Origin of the sequence: Nocardia sp. NPDC087230 (assembly GCF_044744725.1) — a bacterium.
In the GTDB taxonomy this organism is placed as follows: domain Bacteria; phylum Actinomycetota; class Actinomycetes; order Mycobacteriales; family Mycobacteriaceae; genus Nocardia; species Nocardia canadensis.
In genome coordinates this window covers 299,734-316,265 of sequence record NZ_JBIUYV010000005.1, presented here as the reverse complement: position 1 = coordinate 316,265, position 16,532 = coordinate 299,734, and the positions used below count along the sequence as shown (strand labels likewise).

Sequence of the window (16,532 nt, the reverse complement as noted above, 5' to 3'; positions counted from 1 at the left end):
CCCGTGAACACGACCGAGACGGCCAAGCCACCCCGCGTGACCCGGCGCCGGGCCGAGACCAGGGCACGCCTGCTCGAGGCCGCGTTCGCCGTGTTCGCCGAGAAGGGTTTCGGGCTGGTCCGCATCGAGGACGTGTGCGGCGCGGCGGGATACACCCGGGGTGCGTTCTACTCCCAGTTCGACAGCCTCGAGGAGCTGTTCTTCGTCCTCTACGACCAGCGCGCCACCTTGATCACCGAGCAGGTGCGCGCCGCGCTGGCCGCGGTCGACGATCCCGCCGACGTGCGCGGGTTCGTCGACCGCCTCGCGGCCACCCTGCTCCTCGACCGCGACTGGCTCCTGGTGAAGACCGATTTCCTCACCCATGCCGCCCGCCGTCCTGAGATCGCCGCCCGGCTGATCACCCACCGCGCCCAGCTGCGCGCGGCCATCGCCGACAAACTCGCGGCGAGCGGATTCACCGTGCCCCCGGAACTCGGCTCGATCGCCGAACTCGCCCACTCGGTCGTCGCCGCCTACGACGGCGTCACCGTCCAGCTCCTGCTCGACAACGACCAGCCCGCCGCCCGGGACTGGCTGTCCCGCTTGATCATTCGTCTCGGCGGAACGGCCGGGACTCCGCCGGGTGAGGTGACCGGCGGGTTGCGACGATCAGGGGCAGTTGGCGTAGGGCCAGGTGGGCTTCAGGATCAGGCAGGTGACGGAGTTCAGTACGTCGCTCGAGCCGGTGGCGCTGCCCGAGGAGGGCGTCTGGGCGGCGGCCGGGGCGCCGAGGGCGGTCACGACGGCGGCGGTGAGGATCAGGGTGGCGCTGAGGTGGCGATGGATCACGCCTTAAGTGAACCAGGGTGATTCCAGTTCTGGTGGGGTTTGCCCGCGACTAGGTCTGGGCGCGGCGGCGGACCATTTCGGTGATCCAGATCGGGGCGTAGGGGGAGGTGCAGTGGGGCGGGGTGGGGTAGTCCTCGAGGACGCGGAGGGTTTCGCCGATGGTGATGGCGCGGGGGCGCAGGTCGGGGTGGTGGATGCCGATGGTCGCCAGACATTCGTTCATGGCCCACTGGAGGCGGTCCGGGGCGTCCTTCATCTGCTGCTCGATGAGGTCGAGCAGGTGCGGGAGGTCGAGTCCGTCGGGGGTTTTCGCGACGCGGTCGCTGGTCAGCGCCCAGCCCGCGGCGGCGACGACAGGGTCGGGGTCCGCGAACCAGCGGGTGCGCAGTTCCTCGACGTGAGGATTCTTCTTCACGATGTAGTTGACGAGCCAATCGCGCACCTTCGGGACGCGGGCGTCGCGCAGCATGGCGTCGAGCTCGGCCGCGGTGTAGGCCTTGGGGCGGCTGATCAGGATCGCGACGAGCCGGGCCGCGGTGTCGCCGGTCGCCCAGAGGTCACCGGCTAGCTCGTGCCGGGTTTTGAGCGCCTTCGCCACCGCGCGCAGCTTGGTCAGGTTGACCGCATGATCGTCGCCGTGCCGTTCGTTGACCGCGAGGATCTTCGGGTCGGCCAAGGTGGCCAGCTCGGCCAGCACCTCGTCCACCGTGGTCCGGGGCGCCGAACTCGTCGTCACACCTGTCTCCTCCGCTGGTCGGTCCGTCCGCGCACCCAGCGTACGTCGGGCGGCGGCGGTCCCGACCTCGGTATGCGAGGTCGGGACCGTGAGCTACCGGCCGCCCGCGCGCACTCGCAGATCGCGCGCGAGATGGTCGCGTTGTTCGACCACCAAACGGCGCAACGCACCCGGCGCGTCGGCGTTCGCGGCCAGCCAGGCGTCGACCTGGTCGAGAGAGTCGGTGGCGGGGAACAGGCCGAGGACGATGCGCCGCGCGATCTCGATGCTGCGCTGCTCCCAGACCTCCCGCAGCACCGCGAAGTACTCGGCGTCGTAGCGGGCGATGAGATCACGGCGCTGCCCCGCGCGGAACCCGTCGATGACGGCGTCGAGGTGATCGTTGGTCAGCGTGGTGTCGCCGAGCGCCGCGGCCCAGTCGGCGGCCTTCACCTCCGGTTCCGGGCGGGCGGCCAGGGCCCGGCGGTGCGCGGTCCGGCCCGAGGCGGTGCCGTCGCTCGCGAGTTCGGTGTCCAGGTCGGCCTCGGTGGCGTCGCCCGTGGTGGCGAGTGCGGTCCACAGCAGCCAGCGCAGGTCGGGATCGAGGGCCAGACCGTCCGGTGCGGGCGTCGCCCCGAGGAGGATGCCCCGGATGTCGGCGGCCCGGCGCCCGTCGACGGTGGCGGCGGTGGCGGTGGCCCGCGCCCAGGCCAGCTGGTCACCGGAACCCGGTGCCGCCGAATGCAGGGTGGCCCAGCAGGATTCGAGCCAGTCACCGCGCCATCGGTCGCGGTCCGCCGCGGGCAGGTAGTGGCCGATGGCGAAGGACGCGTTCGCCAGCACCGCGGCGAGCAGTGCGGTGTTCGACTCGGCGGGCGCGAAATCGCGGGCCATCCGCAGATACCGCTCGACCTCGAGCTCGCCGTCGCGCGCGGCGTTCCACAGTGCCGACCAGATCAATCCGCGGGCCAGCGGGTCGGTGACCCGGTCCAGTGACCGTTCCACGGTGGCCAGCGATTCGGCGTCGAGACGGACCTTGGCGTAGGTGAGATCGCCTTCGTTGAGCAGGCGCAGCGGCGCGGGATCGAGGGTGAGCGGCGTCCGGTCGGCGACGATGTCGAGCTCCACCCGATCGCGGCGCACCAGATCGCCGGCGACGTCGAAGTCGTAGAGTCCGATGTCGAGCCGATGCGGACGCGGATCGGTCTGCACGATCTCGCCGCCGTCGAGCGTCAGCGTCGACATCCCGGTCGTCTGCAGCCAGGCCCGGGCCCAGCCGGCCAGATCGCGACCCGAATCCGCGGACAGTTCGGTCAGCAGCTCGGCCAACGTCGTATTGCCGAACGCGTGCGTGCGGAAGTACCGGCGCACGCCGGTGAAGAACTCCTCGCGGCCGACATAGGCGACCAGCTGCTTGAGTACGCTGGCGCCCTTGGCGTAGGTGATGCCGTCGAAGTTGAGTTTGGCGGCCTCGAGGTCGCCGATATCGGCGACGATCGGGTGCGTCGTCGGGAGCTGGTCCTGCGAATACGCCCACGCTTTCCGGCGATTGGCGAAGGCCACCCAGGCGTCGGTCCACTCGGTGGCCTCGGCACTGGCGAGCGCGCCCATGTAGTCGGCGAAGGACTCCTTGAGCCACAGGTCGTCCCACCACACCATCGTCACGAGATCGCCGAACCACATGTGCGCCATCTCGTGCAGGATCGTGTTGGCCCGGCCCTCGTACTGGGCGGCGGTGGCCGCGCCGCGGAAGACGTAGGCCTCGGTGAAGGTGACCAGGCCGGGGTTCTCCATGGCGCCGAGGTTGTATTCGGGCACGAAGATCTGGTCGTACTTGCCCCAGGGGTACGGGTAGCCGAAGTGTTCGGCGAAGAAGTCCAGGCCCTGCTCGGTCACCTCGAGGATCGTGTCGGCGTCGAGGTGGCCTGCCAGGGAGGCGCGGCAGAGGACGCCGAGCGGGATCGTGAGTTCGTCTCGCGTCCACGAGGATTGGACGCGGTGATACGGACCGGCCGCGATCGCGGTGATGTAGGTGGAGATCGGCAGGGTGGGGGAGAACTCGACCCGTTGCCAGGACTCGCCGTCCTCGGTCGCGGCGATCGGCCGGTTCGACACCACTTCCCAGCCGGGGGGCGCTGTCACCACGAAGGTGAAGGGCGCCTTCATGTCCGGCTGTTCGAAGCACGCGAACACGCGACGCGCGTCGGCGGGCTCGTACTGGGTGTAGAGGTAGGTCGCGCCGTCGGCCGGGTCCAGGAATCGGTGCAGGCCCTCTCCGGAGCGGCTGTACCGGCCCGTGGCGCGCACGACGACCGTATTCGTCTCGGCGAGATGGCCGATCACGAGCCGGGCGCCGTCGTAGTCGACGGCTGCGTCCTGCCCGTTCACCGTCACCGATTCGACTGAGGCGCCGAGGAAGTCGAGCCAGGTTGCGTCCACGGTCGCGTCGAACTCGACGGTGGTCGTGGTGGCGAAGGTGTCCCCGGCGTGGTCGGTGGCGCCGGACAGGTCGAGGTCGACGCGGTAGTCGCGGACGGTGACCGCGGCCGATCGCGCGGCGGTCTCGGAACGGGTCAGGTTCGCGGTAGTCACGCGTCGATCCTGCCAGCCCGAGGCCCGTGACGCCGCCGGTCGGTGTCACGGGCTCGATCAGCTCCGGGTGTCAGAGGAAGCGGGCGATGAGGTCTTTCATGACCTCGTTGGCGCCGGCGTAGATGCGCGAGATGCGGCCGTCGGCCCACATCCGGGCGATCGGGTACTCCTCCATGTAGCCGTAGCCACCGTGGAGCTGGACGCAACGGTCGATCACCTGGGTTTGCTGATCGGTGGTCCAGTACTTGACCATCGCGGCGGTCTTGACGTCCAGCGCGCCGCGCAAGTGCTTCTCGACCGCGGCGTCGACGAAGGTGCGCACCACCTCGGCGATCGTCGCGCACTCGGCCAGCTCGAAGCGGGTGTTCTGCATGGCGAACAGCGGCTTGCCGAAAGCGTTGCGCTGCTTGACATAGGCCAGCGTCTCGGCGACGGCGGCCTCGATCGCCGCGGCGGCCGCGACGCCGCAGATCAGCCGCTCCTGGGGCAGCTGCTGCATGAGCTGGATGAAGCCCTCGCCCTCGGCGCCGAGCAGGTTGGCCTGCGGCACGCGCAGCCCGTCGAAGAACAGCTCGGTGGTGTCCTGGCCCTTCTGGCCGATCTTTTTGAGCAGCCTGCCGCGCTCGAAGCCGGGGGTATCGTCGGCGACCTCGGCGACCACCAGGGACACGCCCTTGGCGCCCTGGGTCGGGTCGGTCTTGACGGCGATGATCAGCAGGTCGCAGTTGCGGCCGTTGGAGATGAACGTCTTGGCGCCGGTGATGACGTAGTCGTCGCCGTCCTTGACCGCCTTGGTGGCGATGTTCTGCAGGTCGGAGCCGGTGCCGGGCTCGGTCATGGCGATGGCGCCGATCCACTCGCCGGAGGCGAGCTTGGGCAGCCAGCGCTTCTTGTTCTCCTCCGAGGCGTAGGCGAGGATGTAGTGCGGCACGATGCCGGTGTGCACGCCGAGCTGCATGGCGGAATCGCCGCCCTTGACCTGCTCGGTGAACAGCACGGCCTCGTGGGCGAAAGTGCCACCGCCGCCGCCGTATTCCTCGGGAATCGACATGCACAGCAGCCCGAGTTCGCCGGCCTGCCGGTAGACCTCCCGGCTCGGGAAGCCCTGCGCGGCGAACTCCTCACGATGCGGCGCGACGGTGTTCGCGAAGAAGGTGCGGGCCAGTTCGGACAGGCCTTGCAGCTCCGACTCGGCGTCGGTGCCGCGGTCGGTTTCGGCGGTGGTCATCGGGTTCCTCTCCCTGATGTCGATGGGCTGCGCACCAGAGTGAGCAGTTGTTGGCGTTCTGTCAATAGAACGATCAGATGTTGACAAACCGCCAATAGTGCTGCCATGGTATCAATTGATTGGACATCCAACTATTGGAGCTCCTTTCACCTGCGCCCCGGCGCACCGACCCACGACAAGGACTGGCATGGTTCGCGAACTCACCCACTTCATCGACGGACAGCACGTCAAGGGCGCCTCGGGCGCGTTCGGTGAGGTGTTCGATCCGAACACCGGGCAGGTGCAGGCCACGGTTCCGCTGGCGAACACCGCCGAGGTCGAGGCGGTGATCGCCAACGCGGCCGCCGCGCAGCCCGGGTGGGCGGCGTTCAACCCGCAGAAGCGCGCCAGGGTGCTGATGAAGTTCCTGACCCTGGTCAACGACGAGATCGACAGCCTGGCGGCCCTGCTGTCGTCCGAGCACGGCAAGACCATCGCCGACGCCAAGGGCGACATCCAGCGTGGCCTCGAGGTCATCGAGTTCGCCATCGGCATCCCGCACCTGCTCAAGGGTGAGTACACCGAGAGCGCGGGCACCGGCATCGACGTGTACTCGATGCGGCAGCCGCTCGGCGTCGTCGCCGGCATCACCCCGTTCAACTTCCCGGCCATGATTCCGCTGTGGAAGGCCGGTCCGGCGCTGGCCTGTGGCAACGCCTTCGTGCTCAAACCCTCCGAGCGCGACCCGTCGGTGCCGCTGCGCCTGGCCGAGCTGTTCCTCGAGGCGGGTCTGCCGCCGGGGGTGTTCAACGTGGTCAACGGCGGCAAGGAAGCCGTCGACACGATCCTGCACGATCCGCGGATCAAGGCCGTCGGCTTCGTCGGCTCGACCCCGATCGCGCAGTACATCTACGAGACCGCGACCGCCAACGGCAAGCGTGCCCAGTGCTTCGGCGGCGCCAAGAACCACGCGATCGTCATGCCCGACGCCGACCTCGACGATGTCGCCGACCAGCTGATCGGCGCGGGTTACGGCTCGGCGGGCGAGCGCTGCATGGCGATCTCGGTGGCCGTGCCGGTGGGGGAGGAGACCGCCGATCGGCTGGTCGCGAAGCTGACCGAGCGGGTGCACAAGCTCAACGTCGGCCGCTCCGACGACCCGGGCGCCGACTTCGGCCCGCTGGTGGGGCGCGACGGCGTGGACCGGGTGAACAATTACGTCCAGATCGGTGTCGACGAGGGCGCCGAGCTGGTCGTCGACGGCCGCGGCCTGGTCGTCGAAGGCGCCGAGGACGGCTACTTCGTCGGCGCGAGCCTGTTCGACAGGGTCACCGCCGACATGCGGATCTACCGGGAGGAGATCTTCGGTCCCGTGGTGACCGTGGTCCGCGCCGAGGACTACGAGGAGGGTCTGCGCCTGGCCAACGAGCACGAGTACGGCAACGGCGTGGCCATCTTCACCCGCGACGGCGACACCGCCCGCGACTTCGCCGCGCGCGTGCAGGTCGGCATGGTCGGCATCAACGTGCCGATCCCGGTGCCGATCGCCTACTACACCTTCGGTGGCTGGAAGCGGTCGGGCTTCGGCGATCTCAACCAGCACGGCCCGGACTCGATCCGCTTCTACACCAAGACCAAGACGGTGACCCAGCGCTGGCCCGCGGGGCTGAAGGAGTCCAACGCCTTCGTCATCCCGACGATGGACTGAGCGGCCGTGTTCACTCTCAACGACGACGAACGCGCGATCGGCGAGACCGCGCGGCAGTTCGCCGACGAGTTCCTCGCGCCGAACGCGCTGGAATGGGATGAGCGCAAACACTTCCCGGTCGACGTGCTCCGCAAAGCGGGCCCGGTCGGCCTGGGCGGCATCTATGTGCGCGAGGACGTCGGTGGTTCGCACCTGCGCAGGCTCGACGCCGTGCGGATCTTCGAGGAACTGGCCACCGGGTGCCCCGCGGTGGCGGCCTACATCTCGATCCACAACATGGCGACCTGGATGATCGACGCCTACGGCACCGACGAACAGCGGCACCGCTGGGTGCCGGGTATGGCGTCGATGGAGCTGCTCGGCAGCTACGCCCTCACCGAACCAGGGGTCGGATCCGACGCGGCGGCCCTGAGCACCAGAGCCGTGCGCGACGGCGACGACTACGTCCTCAACGGTGCCAAGCAGTTCATCTCGGGTGCCGGCGCCAACGACGTGTACGTGATGATGGTGCGTACCGGCGGCGCGGGCGCGCGCGGCATCTCGGCGCTGATCGTCCCGGCCGACACCCCCGGCCTGACAGTGGGGCCGAACGAGCGCAAGATGGGCTGGAACGCCCAGCCGACCCGCCAGGTGATCCTGGAGGACGCCCGCGTGCCGGTGGCCAACCGGCTCGGCGCCGAGGGCGACGGCTTCGCGATCGCGATGAACGGGCTCAACGGCGGCAGGCTCAATATCGCCGCCTGCTCGATCGGCGGCGCGCAGGCGGCGCTCGACAAGACCGTGCCCTACCTCGCCGAACGGCACGCCTTCGGCAAGCCGCTGGCGCGCAACGAGGCCCTGCAGTTCGACCTGGCCGACATGCGCACCGAGCTCGAAGCGGCACGGACTCTGCTGTGGCGGGCCGCGGCCGCGCTCGACGCCGGGGCGCCGGACAAGGTCGAACTGTGCGCGATGGCCAAGCGTTTCGCCACCGACGCCGGCTTCGAGGTCGCCAACAAGGCGCTGCAGTTGCACGGCGGCTACGGCTACCTGCACGAATACGGCCTGGAGAAGATCGTCCGCGACCTGCGGGTGCATCAGATCCTCGAGGGCACCAACGAGATCATGCGGGTGGTCGTCGCCCGCACCCTGACAGGAGCGGCATGACCGACGAACCCGAAGTGCTGATCGCCGTCGCCGACGGCCTCGGCCTCATCACCCTGAACCGGCCCAAGGCCATCAACGCGCTGAATCATCCGATGGCACTGGCCATCACGGACGCCCTGCGGGCATGGGCCGACGACGACGCGGTGCGCGCGGTCGTCGTCACCGGCGCCGGTGAGCGCGGTCTGTGCGCGGGCGGCGACATCGTCGCCATCCACGCCGACGCGCAAGGCGGTGCGGCGAATGCCGATTCGCCGACCGGGGTGTTCTGGCGCGACGAATACCACCTCAACGCGCTGATCGGCCGCTATGCCAAGCCGTACGTGGTGATCATGGACGGCATCGTGATGGGTGGCGGTGTCGGCCTGTCCGGCCACGGCAGCCACCGTATCGTCACCGAGCGGTCCCGAATCGGCATGCCCGAGGTCGGGATCGGTTTCGTCCCCGATGTCGGCGGTACCTACCTGCTCTCGCGAGCACCGGGCGAGATCGGCACGCATGTCGCGCTGACCACCGCGCGGATGAGCGCGGGCGATGCGATCGCGGCCGGCTTCGCCGACCACTACGTCCCGTCCGGCGCCCTCCCGGCGCTGCTCGACGCGTTGCGCACGACCGATGTCGACGCCGCGATCGAGAAGTTCGCCGAACCGGCGCCGTCGTCGGAGCTGCTCGCCCAGCGGAGCTGGATCGACGCCTGCTACAGCGCCGACACCGTCGAGGAGATCGCGGCCCGCCTGCAGACCGCCGACTCACCCGAGGCGACCAAGGCCGCCGAGGAGATGCTGGCCAAATCGCCGGTCTCGCTGAAGGTCACGCTGCGCTCGCTGCGAGCGGCGCGGGATCTGCCGAGCCTCGAGGCGGTGCTCGATCAGGAGTACCGGGTCTCGATCGCCTCGCTGCGCTCGCACGACCTGGTCGAGGGGATCCGCGCCCAGGTCATCGACAAGGACCGCAACCCGCGGTGGCTGCCCGCGACCCTGGCCGAGGTCGACGACGCGCAGGTCGCGGCGTACTTCGCCGAACTGGGCGACAAGGAACTCGGCGCGACCACGCAGGAGGCACGGCGATGAGCAAGAAGATCGGTTTTCTCGGACTCGGCCACATGGGCGCGCCGATGGCGGCGAACCTGGTGCGCGCCGGACACGACGTGCTCGCCTTCGATCCGGTGCCCGCCGCGCAGGACCAGGCGCGCGCCGACGGCGCGACCGTGGTCGAGCGCGCCGCCGACGCGGCCGTCGACCGGGACCTGGTGATCACCATGCTGCCCAACGGCAAGCTCGTGCTCGACGTGTACGCGGAACTACTGGCGGCCGCGGCGCCGGGCACGCTGTTCATCGACTGTTCGACCATCGACGTCGCCGACGCGAAAGCCGCTGCCGCGCAGGCGGTGGCGGCCGGTCACCGGCCGTTGGACGCCCCGGTCTCCGGTGGTGTGGCCGGCGCGACGGCGGGCACGCTGACCTTCATGGTGGGCGGTGCGGCCGCCGACTTCGCCGAGGCGCGCGAGGTTCTCGACGTGATGGGCGGCAAGGTCGTGCACTGCGGTGACGCCGGTGTCGGCCAAGCCGCGAAGATCTGCAACAACATGCTGCTCGGCATCTCGATGATCGGGCTGTCCGAGGCGCTGGTGCTCGGTGAACGGCTCGGCCTGAGCCATCAGTCGTTCTTCGACGTGGTCTCCACGGCGTCGGGCCAGAGCTGGGCGCTGACCAGCTACTGCCCGGTCCCCGGCCCGGTTCCCGCGAGCCCGGCCAACAACGACTATCAGCCCGGTTTCGCGACCGCGCTGATGTCGAAGGACCTCACCCTGGCCGCGAACGCTCTGCGCGCCAACGGTATCGACGGACAACTCGGCGAGCTCGCCGCCGCCATCTACGAGCGGTTCAACCAGACCGACGCGCGCCGGGACTTCTCGGCGATCGTCACCGACATCCGGGAGCGTTCCGGGGAGGGCACCGAATGACCACGTACGAGACGATCCTGCTCGAGCGCAAGAACCGGGTCGGCTGGATCACCCTGAACCGGCCCAAGGCCCTCAACGCGCTCAACACCCAAGTCCTCGACGACATCGTCGCCGCCCTGGACGAGCTCGAACGCGACGACGAGATCGGCGCGGTGGTGATCACCGGCTCGGCCAAGGCGTTCGCCGCGGGCGCCGACATCAAGGAGATGCAGCCCAAGTCCTACATGGACATGTTCATGGACGACTTCTTCGCCCGCTGGGACCGGCTGGCCCAGTTCCGCAAGCCCACCGTCGCCGCGGTTGCGGGGTACGCCCTCGGCGGCGGCTGCGAGCTGGCCATGCTCTGCGACATTTTGATCGCCGCCGACACCGCGCAGTTCGGGCAGCCCGAGATCAAGCTGGGCGTGATCCCCGGCATCGGTGGTTCGCAGCGCCTCACCAGGGCGGTCGGCAAGGCCAAGGCGATGGACCTGGTGTTGACCGGTCGGAACATGGGCGCCGAGGAGGCCGAACGGGCCGGACTCGTGTCACGCATCGTGCCCGCCGACGACCTGCTCGGGGTCGCCGCGGAGGTCGCCGAGACCATCGCGGCCAAGTCGCTGCCGGTCACCATGATCGCCAAGGAGGCGGTGAACCGGTCCTTCGAGACCACCCTCGCCGAGGGTATCCGCTTCGAGCGCCGCGTCTTCCATTCGCTGTTCGCGATCGAGGACCAGAAGGAAGGCATGAACGCCTTCGTCGACAAGCGCACCGCACAGTTCACCCATCGCTGACCTGTCAACGACGACACAGTTTCGAGGAACCATGACCGAGGCATTCATCTACGACGCGATCCGCACCCCGCGCGGTCGCGGCAAGAAGAACGGCGCCCTGCACGGCGTCAAACCGCTCGACCTGGTGGTCGGGCTCATCGAGGAGCTGAAAGTCCGGTACCCCGGGCTGGATCCGGCAGCGATCGATGACATCGTCCTCGGCGTGGTCTCCCCGGTCGGCGATCAGGGCGCCGATATCGCCAAGACGGCCGCGCTCGCGGCCGGACTGCCCGACACGGTCGCCGGCGTGCAGCTCAACCGATTCTGCGGTTCGGGTCTCGAGGCGGTCAACACCGCGGCGCAGAAGGTGCGCTCGGGCTGGGAACAGCTGGTGATCGCCGGTGGCGTGGAATCGATGTCGCGGATTCCGCTGGGCTCCGACGGCGGCGCGTGGGCGATGGACCCGGTCACCAACTACAGCACCTACTTCGTGCCGCAGGGTGTCAGCGCGGACCTGATCGCCACCATCGAGGGCTTCACCCGCGAGGATGTCGACGCGTTCGCGGTGCGGTCGCAGCAGAAAGCGGCCGCTGCCTGGTCCGGCGGCTACTTCGCCAAGTCCGTCGTGCCCGTGCGGGACATCAACGGCGCCGTCCTGCTCGACCACGACGAGCTCATGCGCCCGGACACCACGGTCGAGAGCCTGGCCGGGCTGACCCCGTCGTTCGCGGCGATGGGGGAGATGGGCGGATTCGACGCCGTCGCCCTGCAGCGGTACCACCAGGTCGAGAAGATCGATCACGTCCATCACGCGGGCAACTCCTCGGGCATCGTCGACGGGTCGGCACTGGTGCTCATCGGCAGCGAGGCCGCCGGTGCCGCAGCCGGTCTCACGCCGCGCGCCCGGGTCGTCGCGTCGGCCGTCAGCGGGAGCGACTCGACGATCATGCTGACCGGCCCGGTCCCGGCGACCGAGAAGGTGCTGGCCCTGGCCGGACTCACGGTCGACGACATCGACCTGTTCGAGCTCAACGAGGCCTTCGCGTCGGTGGTGCTCAACTATCAGAAGAAGCTGGCCATCCCGGACGAGAAGCTCAACGTCAACGGTGGCGCCATCGCCATGGGCCACCCGCTGGGCGCCACCGGCGCGATGATCACCGGAACCATGGTCGACGAGCTCGAGCGGCGGGGAGCCCGCCGCGCGCTGATCACGCTGTGCATCGGCGGCGGCATGGGCATCGCCACCATCATCGAGAGGATCTGACCATGACCGACACCATGATCGCCTGGGACCTCGGCGCCGACCGGGTGCTCGTGCTCACCATCGACGACCCGAACCAGTCGACCAACACCATGACCGAGGCGTTCGCGCGTGACCTCACCGCCACGGTCGACCGGCTCGAGGCCGAGAAGGACACCTACGACGGCGTGATCCTCACCTCCGGCAAGGACACCTTCTTCGCCGGTGGTGACCTGAACCTGCTGATGAACGCCACGCCGGCGACCGCGCCCGACATAGCCCTCGGCCTCGACACCTACAAGGCCGCGTTCCGCCGGCTCGAGACGCTGGGCAAGCCGGTGGTCGCCGCGATCAACGGCACCGCGCTCGGCGGCGGCTTCGAAGTCGCCCTGGCCACCCACCACCGCATCGCGCTCGACGCCAAAGGCAGTCTGCTCGGCCTGCCCGAGGTCACCTTCGGGCTGCTGCCCGGCGCGGGTGGCGTCACCCGGACCGTGCGACTGCTCGGCATCACCGACGCGGTGCTCAACGTCGTCGGCCAGGGCCAGCGGATGAAGCCCGCGAAGGCCCTGCAGGTCGGGATCATCCACGAGATCGCCGCCACCCGCGCGGAGATGTTCGACAAGGCCCGCGCCTGGATCGCGGCCAACCCCGAGGCGGCGCAACCGTGGGATGTGAAGGGCTACAAGCTCCCCGGCGGCACCCCGTCGAGCCCGGCGCTGGCGGCCAACCTGCCCGCGTTCCCGGCCAACGTCCGCAAGCAGCTCAAGGGCGCCCCGATGCCGGCGCCGATCGCGGTGCTGGCCACGGCCGTCGAGGGCGCGCAGGTCGATATCGATACCGCGTTCGCGATCGAGACGCGCTACTGCACCAACCTGATCTGCGGCCAGATCTCGACCAACATGATCAAGTCCCTGTTCTTCGACCTGGGCACGATCAACAAGGGCGGCAGCCGCCCCGAAGGCTTCCCCGTGCGCACGCCGGAGAAGGTCCTCGTGCTCGGCGCGGGCATGATGGGCGCGGGCATCGCCTATGTGCAGGCCCGCGCCGGCATGCAGGTCGTGCTCAAAGACATCACGATCGAGGCGGCCGAGCGCGGTAAGGACTACTCGCGCAAGCTGCTCGACAAGGCGCTGCGCAAGGGCGCGATCAGCCAGGACGAGTACGACCGGATCCTCGGCCGCATCCACCCGAGTGCCGACCCGGCCGACGCCGCGGGCTGCGACTTCGTCGTCGAGGCCGTGTTCGAGGATCCGGGCCTGAAGCAGAAGGTGTTCGGCGAGATCGAAACACTGGTGAACCCGGACGCCCTGCTCGGCTCCAACACCTCCACGCTGCCGATCACCGATCTGGCCACCGGCGTGCAGCGGCAGCAGGACTTCATCGGTCTGCACTTCTTCTCGCCGGTGGACAAGATGCCGCTGGTCGAGATCGTCGTCGGCGAGCAGACCAGCGACGAGGCGATCGCCAGGGCCATCGACTACACCCTGGCGATCAAGAAGACCCCGATCGTGGTGAACGACAGCCGCGGCTTCTTCACCAGCCGGGTCATCGGCCAGTTCATGGACGAGGCGATCGCGCTGGTCGCCGAAGGCGTGCACCCGGCGTCGGTGGAACAGGCCGCCACCCAGGCCGGTTATCCGGTGGGCGCGCTGGCGCTGGCCGACGAGATCAATATGAAACTGGCGCAGAAGATCCGGCGCAGCCTCGAGGAGAACCTGCTCGCCGAGGGCAAGCGCTGGACCGAGTCCAGGGCGTATCCGCTGGTCGACGCCATGGTCGACGACTTCGACCGGCCCGGCCGGCTCGAGGGTCGCGGCTTCTACGACTACGACGCCGAGGGCAAGAAGCTGGGTTTGTGGCCGGGCCTGGTCGAGAAGTACACCCGCGACGATCACGGCATCCCGTTCGTCGACATGCAGGAACGGATGCTGTTCGCCGAATCCCTCGACACCGTGCGGTGTTTCGACGAAGGCGTGCTGCGCACGGTGCCGGACGCGAACATCGGCTCCATCTTCGGCATCGGGTTCCCGGCGTGGACCGGCGGCGTCGTCCAGTACATCAACCAGTACGCGGGTGGGCTCGCCGGGTTCGTCGCCCGTGCCGACGAGTTGCGGGCCGCCTACGGCGATCGGTTCGAGGTGCCGGAGTCGTTGCGGACCAAGGCCGCCGCCGGGGAAACGCTCGGCTGAGCGTCATGACGACGGACACGACTTCCCGGCCTCCGGTGCTGCCGGGCGCGGGGGTGACCTCCGCGCGCGGGGTGCGCGGCGACGGCAGACGCGCGCACCGCAGGCGCGCGGTTGTCGCCGCGGCTCGGGACGTGTTCGTCACCAACGGCTATCACGGCGCGCGCATGGCGGAGATCGGTGCGCGCGCCGGGATCAGCAAACCGGTGCTCTACGACCACTTCGCGAACAAGCTGGACCTGTATCTGGCGGTGCTGCAACAGTATCTGGACCGGATGGTCGACGGGGTCCGCGCCGCGGTCGCGGCCGAGACCACACCGCGCGACCGGGTGCGGGTGGCCGTGTCGGCGTACTTCGACTTCGTCGACGAGGATCCCGGCGGCCACGTGCTGGTCTTCGAGTCACCGGTGCCGAGCGAACCGAGTATCGAGTGGCGGGTGCGCAGCGCGATGCGCGCGTGCGCCGATCTCGTCGCCGCCGAACTCCGCGTGGTCGGGGTCGGCGCCGCACCGGCCGATATGTACGCCTGGAGCCTGGTGGGCTCCAGCCATCTGGCTGCCCGCCACTGGCTCGACGCGGGCAGGCCGATACCCAAACAGGACGCCGTCGAGGTCGCCGCCGCCCTGTGCTGGACCGGATTGGCCGGGTACGAGCGCAGGCTCGACCGGGCGAACACCCACTACGACAAGCGATCGGCGTGAGCGATCACCGTCGCCACCGACTGAACGGATCGAACAGCTATGTCACCGTCCTTTGCCCTGCACGAATCCGATGACACCTTCCTCGCGACGGCCACCGACCGCTACGTGCACGTGGTCGACCTCGCGGCGCCGCCCAGCGCCGTCTGGCGCGCGCTGACCGCCGACGACGCGCTGGTGTCGTGGTCGGCGGCCGTCACCGGGATGCGTTGGATCTCCCCGCCGCCCTTCGGTGTCGGGTCCACCCGGGTCGTCACCCTCGCGGGCGCCGCGGCGCTGACCGAACGCTTCTACCGCTGGGACGACGAGCGCCGGATGACCTTCACCGTCGACGCGGCCTCCATTCCCGGCCTCCGCCGCTTCGCCGAGGACATCCAGCTCACCCCCACCGCCACCGGTACCAGGCTGACCTGGACTTTCGCTCTCGAAGGCGGCCCCGCCCTGCGCCCGCTGCTGCGCCTGTCCGGCCCGATCACGACCCGCCTCACGGGGTCCATCGCCCGGGGCATCGTCGGGAAGGTCGAAGCCCAGGTGCACTGACTTCGTTGCTCCGGCTGCCCGCATCTCGCCGACGGAGGGGCGGCAGCCGGAGTGGCTTCGAATTCCTCGTGCGAAACTGCGTGTGCCCGACGTAACGTCGTCGCGGTGATCGACGGGGAAAACGAGGCACAGTCGCCGGCCACCGCGTTGTCGGCCCTCGACGAGGCGTTCGCCCGGGTACCTGCGCCCGCGTCGATCGCGGCGTGTCCGTGCTGCCGTCATTCCGGCGACTACGCGATCCTGCTGCGTCGTCGGCGCCGTGACCTGACGGGATCGGATCTGGGCGCCTACACCTACCGCGCTCTGACGACGGTGGGCTCGGCGACGGACTTTCGGTACCTGGCAGGGAGAATCCTGCAGCTCTCGCATACGCACGACGCGGCGATGCCGGACCTGGAGGTGGTCTACGGGAAATTGGGCCGAGCGGGCTGGCAGAGCTGGCCGGAAGCGGAAGCGATCACCGCGGTGATGGATGCGCTGTGGCGGGACCAGTTCACCGATGGCAGGCCGGAGGTGTCGATCGGCACTGTGCTGTGTGCGCTCGGGTCGGCACAGGGCACTGTCGCGGCTCGGTTGATCGAGTGGGGTGAACTTGCGGGCCATGCGGGGGTGCAGCGGCTGCACGAATTCGTCTCGCAGCACTGCCGGAGGAAAGGTGATGTCACGGTTCCCTCGAATGCCTACTGGGACAAGGGGTCGGGGGATTACGGCGAGCTGGTCGACTGGCTCAACGGTGGTGCGGCGCTCGGTGCCGTTGTCGCGGCCTTCGAGCGCGCGGACGATCCGAACACTCTGGAGCTTCTCTCGGAGATCCATGCGGTGCTCGATCGCGGTTGACCGAATGCGGGGGCGGGGGAGGGGTCGCCGGTGAGTCGACAAGACGGTGGGGGAGCGGAGCGAGTGCGAGCCACCGACGGCAGGCGAGGGGAGTGTCGGCGGCGCGGGCGGGAACGA

14 protein-coding genes are annotated in these 16,532 nt (G+C 69.3%); 11 read left to right on the top strand and 3 right to left on the bottom strand.

Going from position 1 to position 16,532, the window contains the following annotated elements:
• Positions 1-3: 3 nt before the first annotated feature.
• The gene (locus ACIO52_RS19670) at positions 4-852 is read left to right on the top strand and encodes a TetR/AcrR family transcriptional regulator (RefSeq protein ID WP_402645589.1); all 849 of its coding nucleotides are present in this window, start codon (positions 4-6) and stop codon (positions 850-852) included.
• Between the two features lie 28 nt (positions 853-880).
• Here ACIO52_RS19670 and ACIO52_RS19665 read toward each other — a convergent pair whose 3' ends face one another.
• From ACIO52_RS19665 to ACIO52_RS19655, 3 genes are all read right to left on the bottom strand, one after another.
• Entirely contained in the window at positions 881-1,567 is a 687-nt protein-coding gene (locus ACIO52_RS19665; protein WP_342800263.1) for a DNA alkylation repair protein, read from the bottom strand.
• Positions 1,568-1,660: 93 nt separating this feature from the next.
• The gene (gene pepN / locus ACIO52_RS19660) at positions 1,661-4,138 is read right to left on the bottom strand and encodes an aminopeptidase N (protein WP_402645587.1); all 2,478 of its coding nucleotides are present in this window, start codon (positions 4,136-4,138) and stop codon (positions 1,661-1,663) included.
• 70 nt (positions 4,139-4,208) lie between these two features.
• The gene (locus ACIO52_RS19655) at positions 4,209-5,366 is read right to left on the bottom strand and encodes an acyl-CoA dehydrogenase family protein (protein ID WP_402645584.1); all 1,158 of its coding nucleotides are present in this window, start codon (positions 5,364-5,366) and stop codon (positions 4,209-4,211) included.
• Positions 5,367-5,553: 187 nt separating this feature from the next.
• Between ACIO52_RS19655 and ACIO52_RS19650 the strand changes: the two genes are divergently transcribed.
• From ACIO52_RS19650 to ACIO52_RS19605, 10 genes are all read left to right on the top strand, one after another.
• The gene (locus ACIO52_RS19650; protein WP_402645581.1) at positions 5,554-7,053 is read left to right on the top strand and encodes a CoA-acylating methylmalonate-semialdehyde dehydrogenase; all 1,500 of its coding nucleotides are present in this window, start codon (positions 5,554-5,556) and stop codon (positions 7,051-7,053) included.
• A gap of 6 nt (positions 7,054-7,059) precedes the next feature.
• The gene (locus ACIO52_RS19645; protein WP_218720348.1) at positions 7,060-8,199 is read left to right on the top strand and encodes an acyl-CoA dehydrogenase family protein; all 1,140 of its coding nucleotides are present in this window, start codon (positions 7,060-7,062) and stop codon (positions 8,197-8,199) included.
• Positions 8,196-9,266, top strand: a complete 1,071-nt coding sequence (locus tag ACIO52_RS19640) for an enoyl-CoA hydratase/isomerase family protein (RefSeq protein ID WP_316574868.1) — start codon at positions 8,196-8,198, stop codon at positions 9,264-9,266. The genes ACIO52_RS19645 and ACIO52_RS19640 overlap by 4 nt, the downstream gene beginning before the upstream one ends.
• Positions 9,263-10,159, top strand: a complete 897-nt coding sequence (gene mmsB / locus ACIO52_RS19635; RefSeq protein WP_402645577.1) for a 3-hydroxyisobutyrate dehydrogenase — start codon at positions 9,263-9,265, stop codon at positions 10,157-10,159. Before ACIO52_RS19640 ends, mmsB begins: the two co-directional genes overlap by 4 nt.
• The gene (locus tag ACIO52_RS19630; RefSeq protein ID WP_218720344.1) at positions 10,156-10,932 is read left to right on the top strand and encodes an enoyl-CoA hydratase; all 777 of its coding nucleotides are present in this window, start codon (positions 10,156-10,158) and stop codon (positions 10,930-10,932) included. Before mmsB ends, ACIO52_RS19630 begins: the two co-directional genes overlap by 4 nt.
• Before the next feature lie 31 nt (positions 10,933-10,963).
• Positions 10,964-12,175, top strand: coding sequence for an acetyl-CoA C-acetyltransferase (locus tag ACIO52_RS19625; protein WP_218720342.1), 1,212 nt, complete (start codon positions 10,964-10,966; stop codon positions 12,173-12,175).
• Positions 12,176-12,177: 2 nt separating this feature from the next.
• A complete protein-coding gene (locus tag ACIO52_RS19620; protein ID WP_402645573.1) occupies positions 12,178-14,343 on the top strand; it encodes a 3-hydroxyacyl-CoA dehydrogenase NAD-binding domain-containing protein in 2,166 nt (721 codons plus the stop codon).
• A 5-nt stretch (positions 14,344-14,348) separates the two neighbouring features.
• Entirely contained in the window at positions 14,349-15,041 is a 693-nt protein-coding gene (locus ACIO52_RS19615; RefSeq protein WP_402645570.1) for a TetR/AcrR family transcriptional regulator, read from the top strand.
• A 39-nt stretch (positions 15,042-15,080) separates the two neighbouring features.
• On the top strand, positions 15,081-15,578 hold the full coding sequence (locus tag ACIO52_RS19610) for an SRPBCC family protein (protein WP_402645567.1): 498 nt from the start codon (positions 15,081-15,083) through the stop codon (positions 15,576-15,578).
• Between the two features lie 105 nt (positions 15,579-15,683).
• Positions 15,684-16,415, top strand: a complete 732-nt coding sequence (locus tag ACIO52_RS19605) for a hypothetical protein (RefSeq protein WP_218720335.1) — start codon at positions 15,684-15,686, stop codon at positions 16,413-16,415.
• Positions 16,416-16,532 lie beyond the last annotated feature (117 nt).

Coding starts and splice junctions, on each gene's coding strand:
- ACIO52_RS19620 (WP_402645573.1), top strand. CDS start 12,178: ATGACCGACACCATGATCGCCTGGGACCTCGGCGCCGACCGGGTGCTC.
- ACIO52_RS19615 (WP_402645570.1), top strand. CDS start 14,349: ATGACGACGGACACGACTTCCCGGCCTCCGGTGCTGCCGGGCGCGGGG.
- ACIO52_RS19610 (WP_402645567.1), top strand. CDS start 15,081: ATGTCACCGTCCTTTGCCCTGCACGAATCCGATGACACCTTCCTCGCG.
- ACIO52_RS19640 (WP_316574868.1), top strand. CDS start 8,196: ATGACCGACGAACCCGAAGTGCTGATCGCCGTCGCCGACGGCCTCGGC.
- ACIO52_RS19650 (WP_402645581.1), top strand. CDS start 5,554: ATGGTTCGCGAACTCACCCACTTCATCGACGGACAGCACGTCAAGGGC.
- ACIO52_RS19655 (WP_402645584.1), bottom strand. CDS start 5,366: ATGACCACCGCCGAAACCGACCGCGGCACCGACGCCGAGTCGGAGCTG.
- mmsB (WP_402645577.1), top strand. CDS start 9,263: ATGAGCAAGAAGATCGGTTTTCTCGGACTCGGCCACATGGGCGCGCCG.
- ACIO52_RS19630 (WP_218720344.1), top strand. CDS start 10,156: ATGACCACGTACGAGACGATCCTGCTCGAGCGCAAGAACCGGGTCGGC.
- ACIO52_RS19625 (WP_218720342.1), top strand. CDS start 10,964: ATGACCGAGGCATTCATCTACGACGCGATCCGCACCCCGCGCGGTCGC.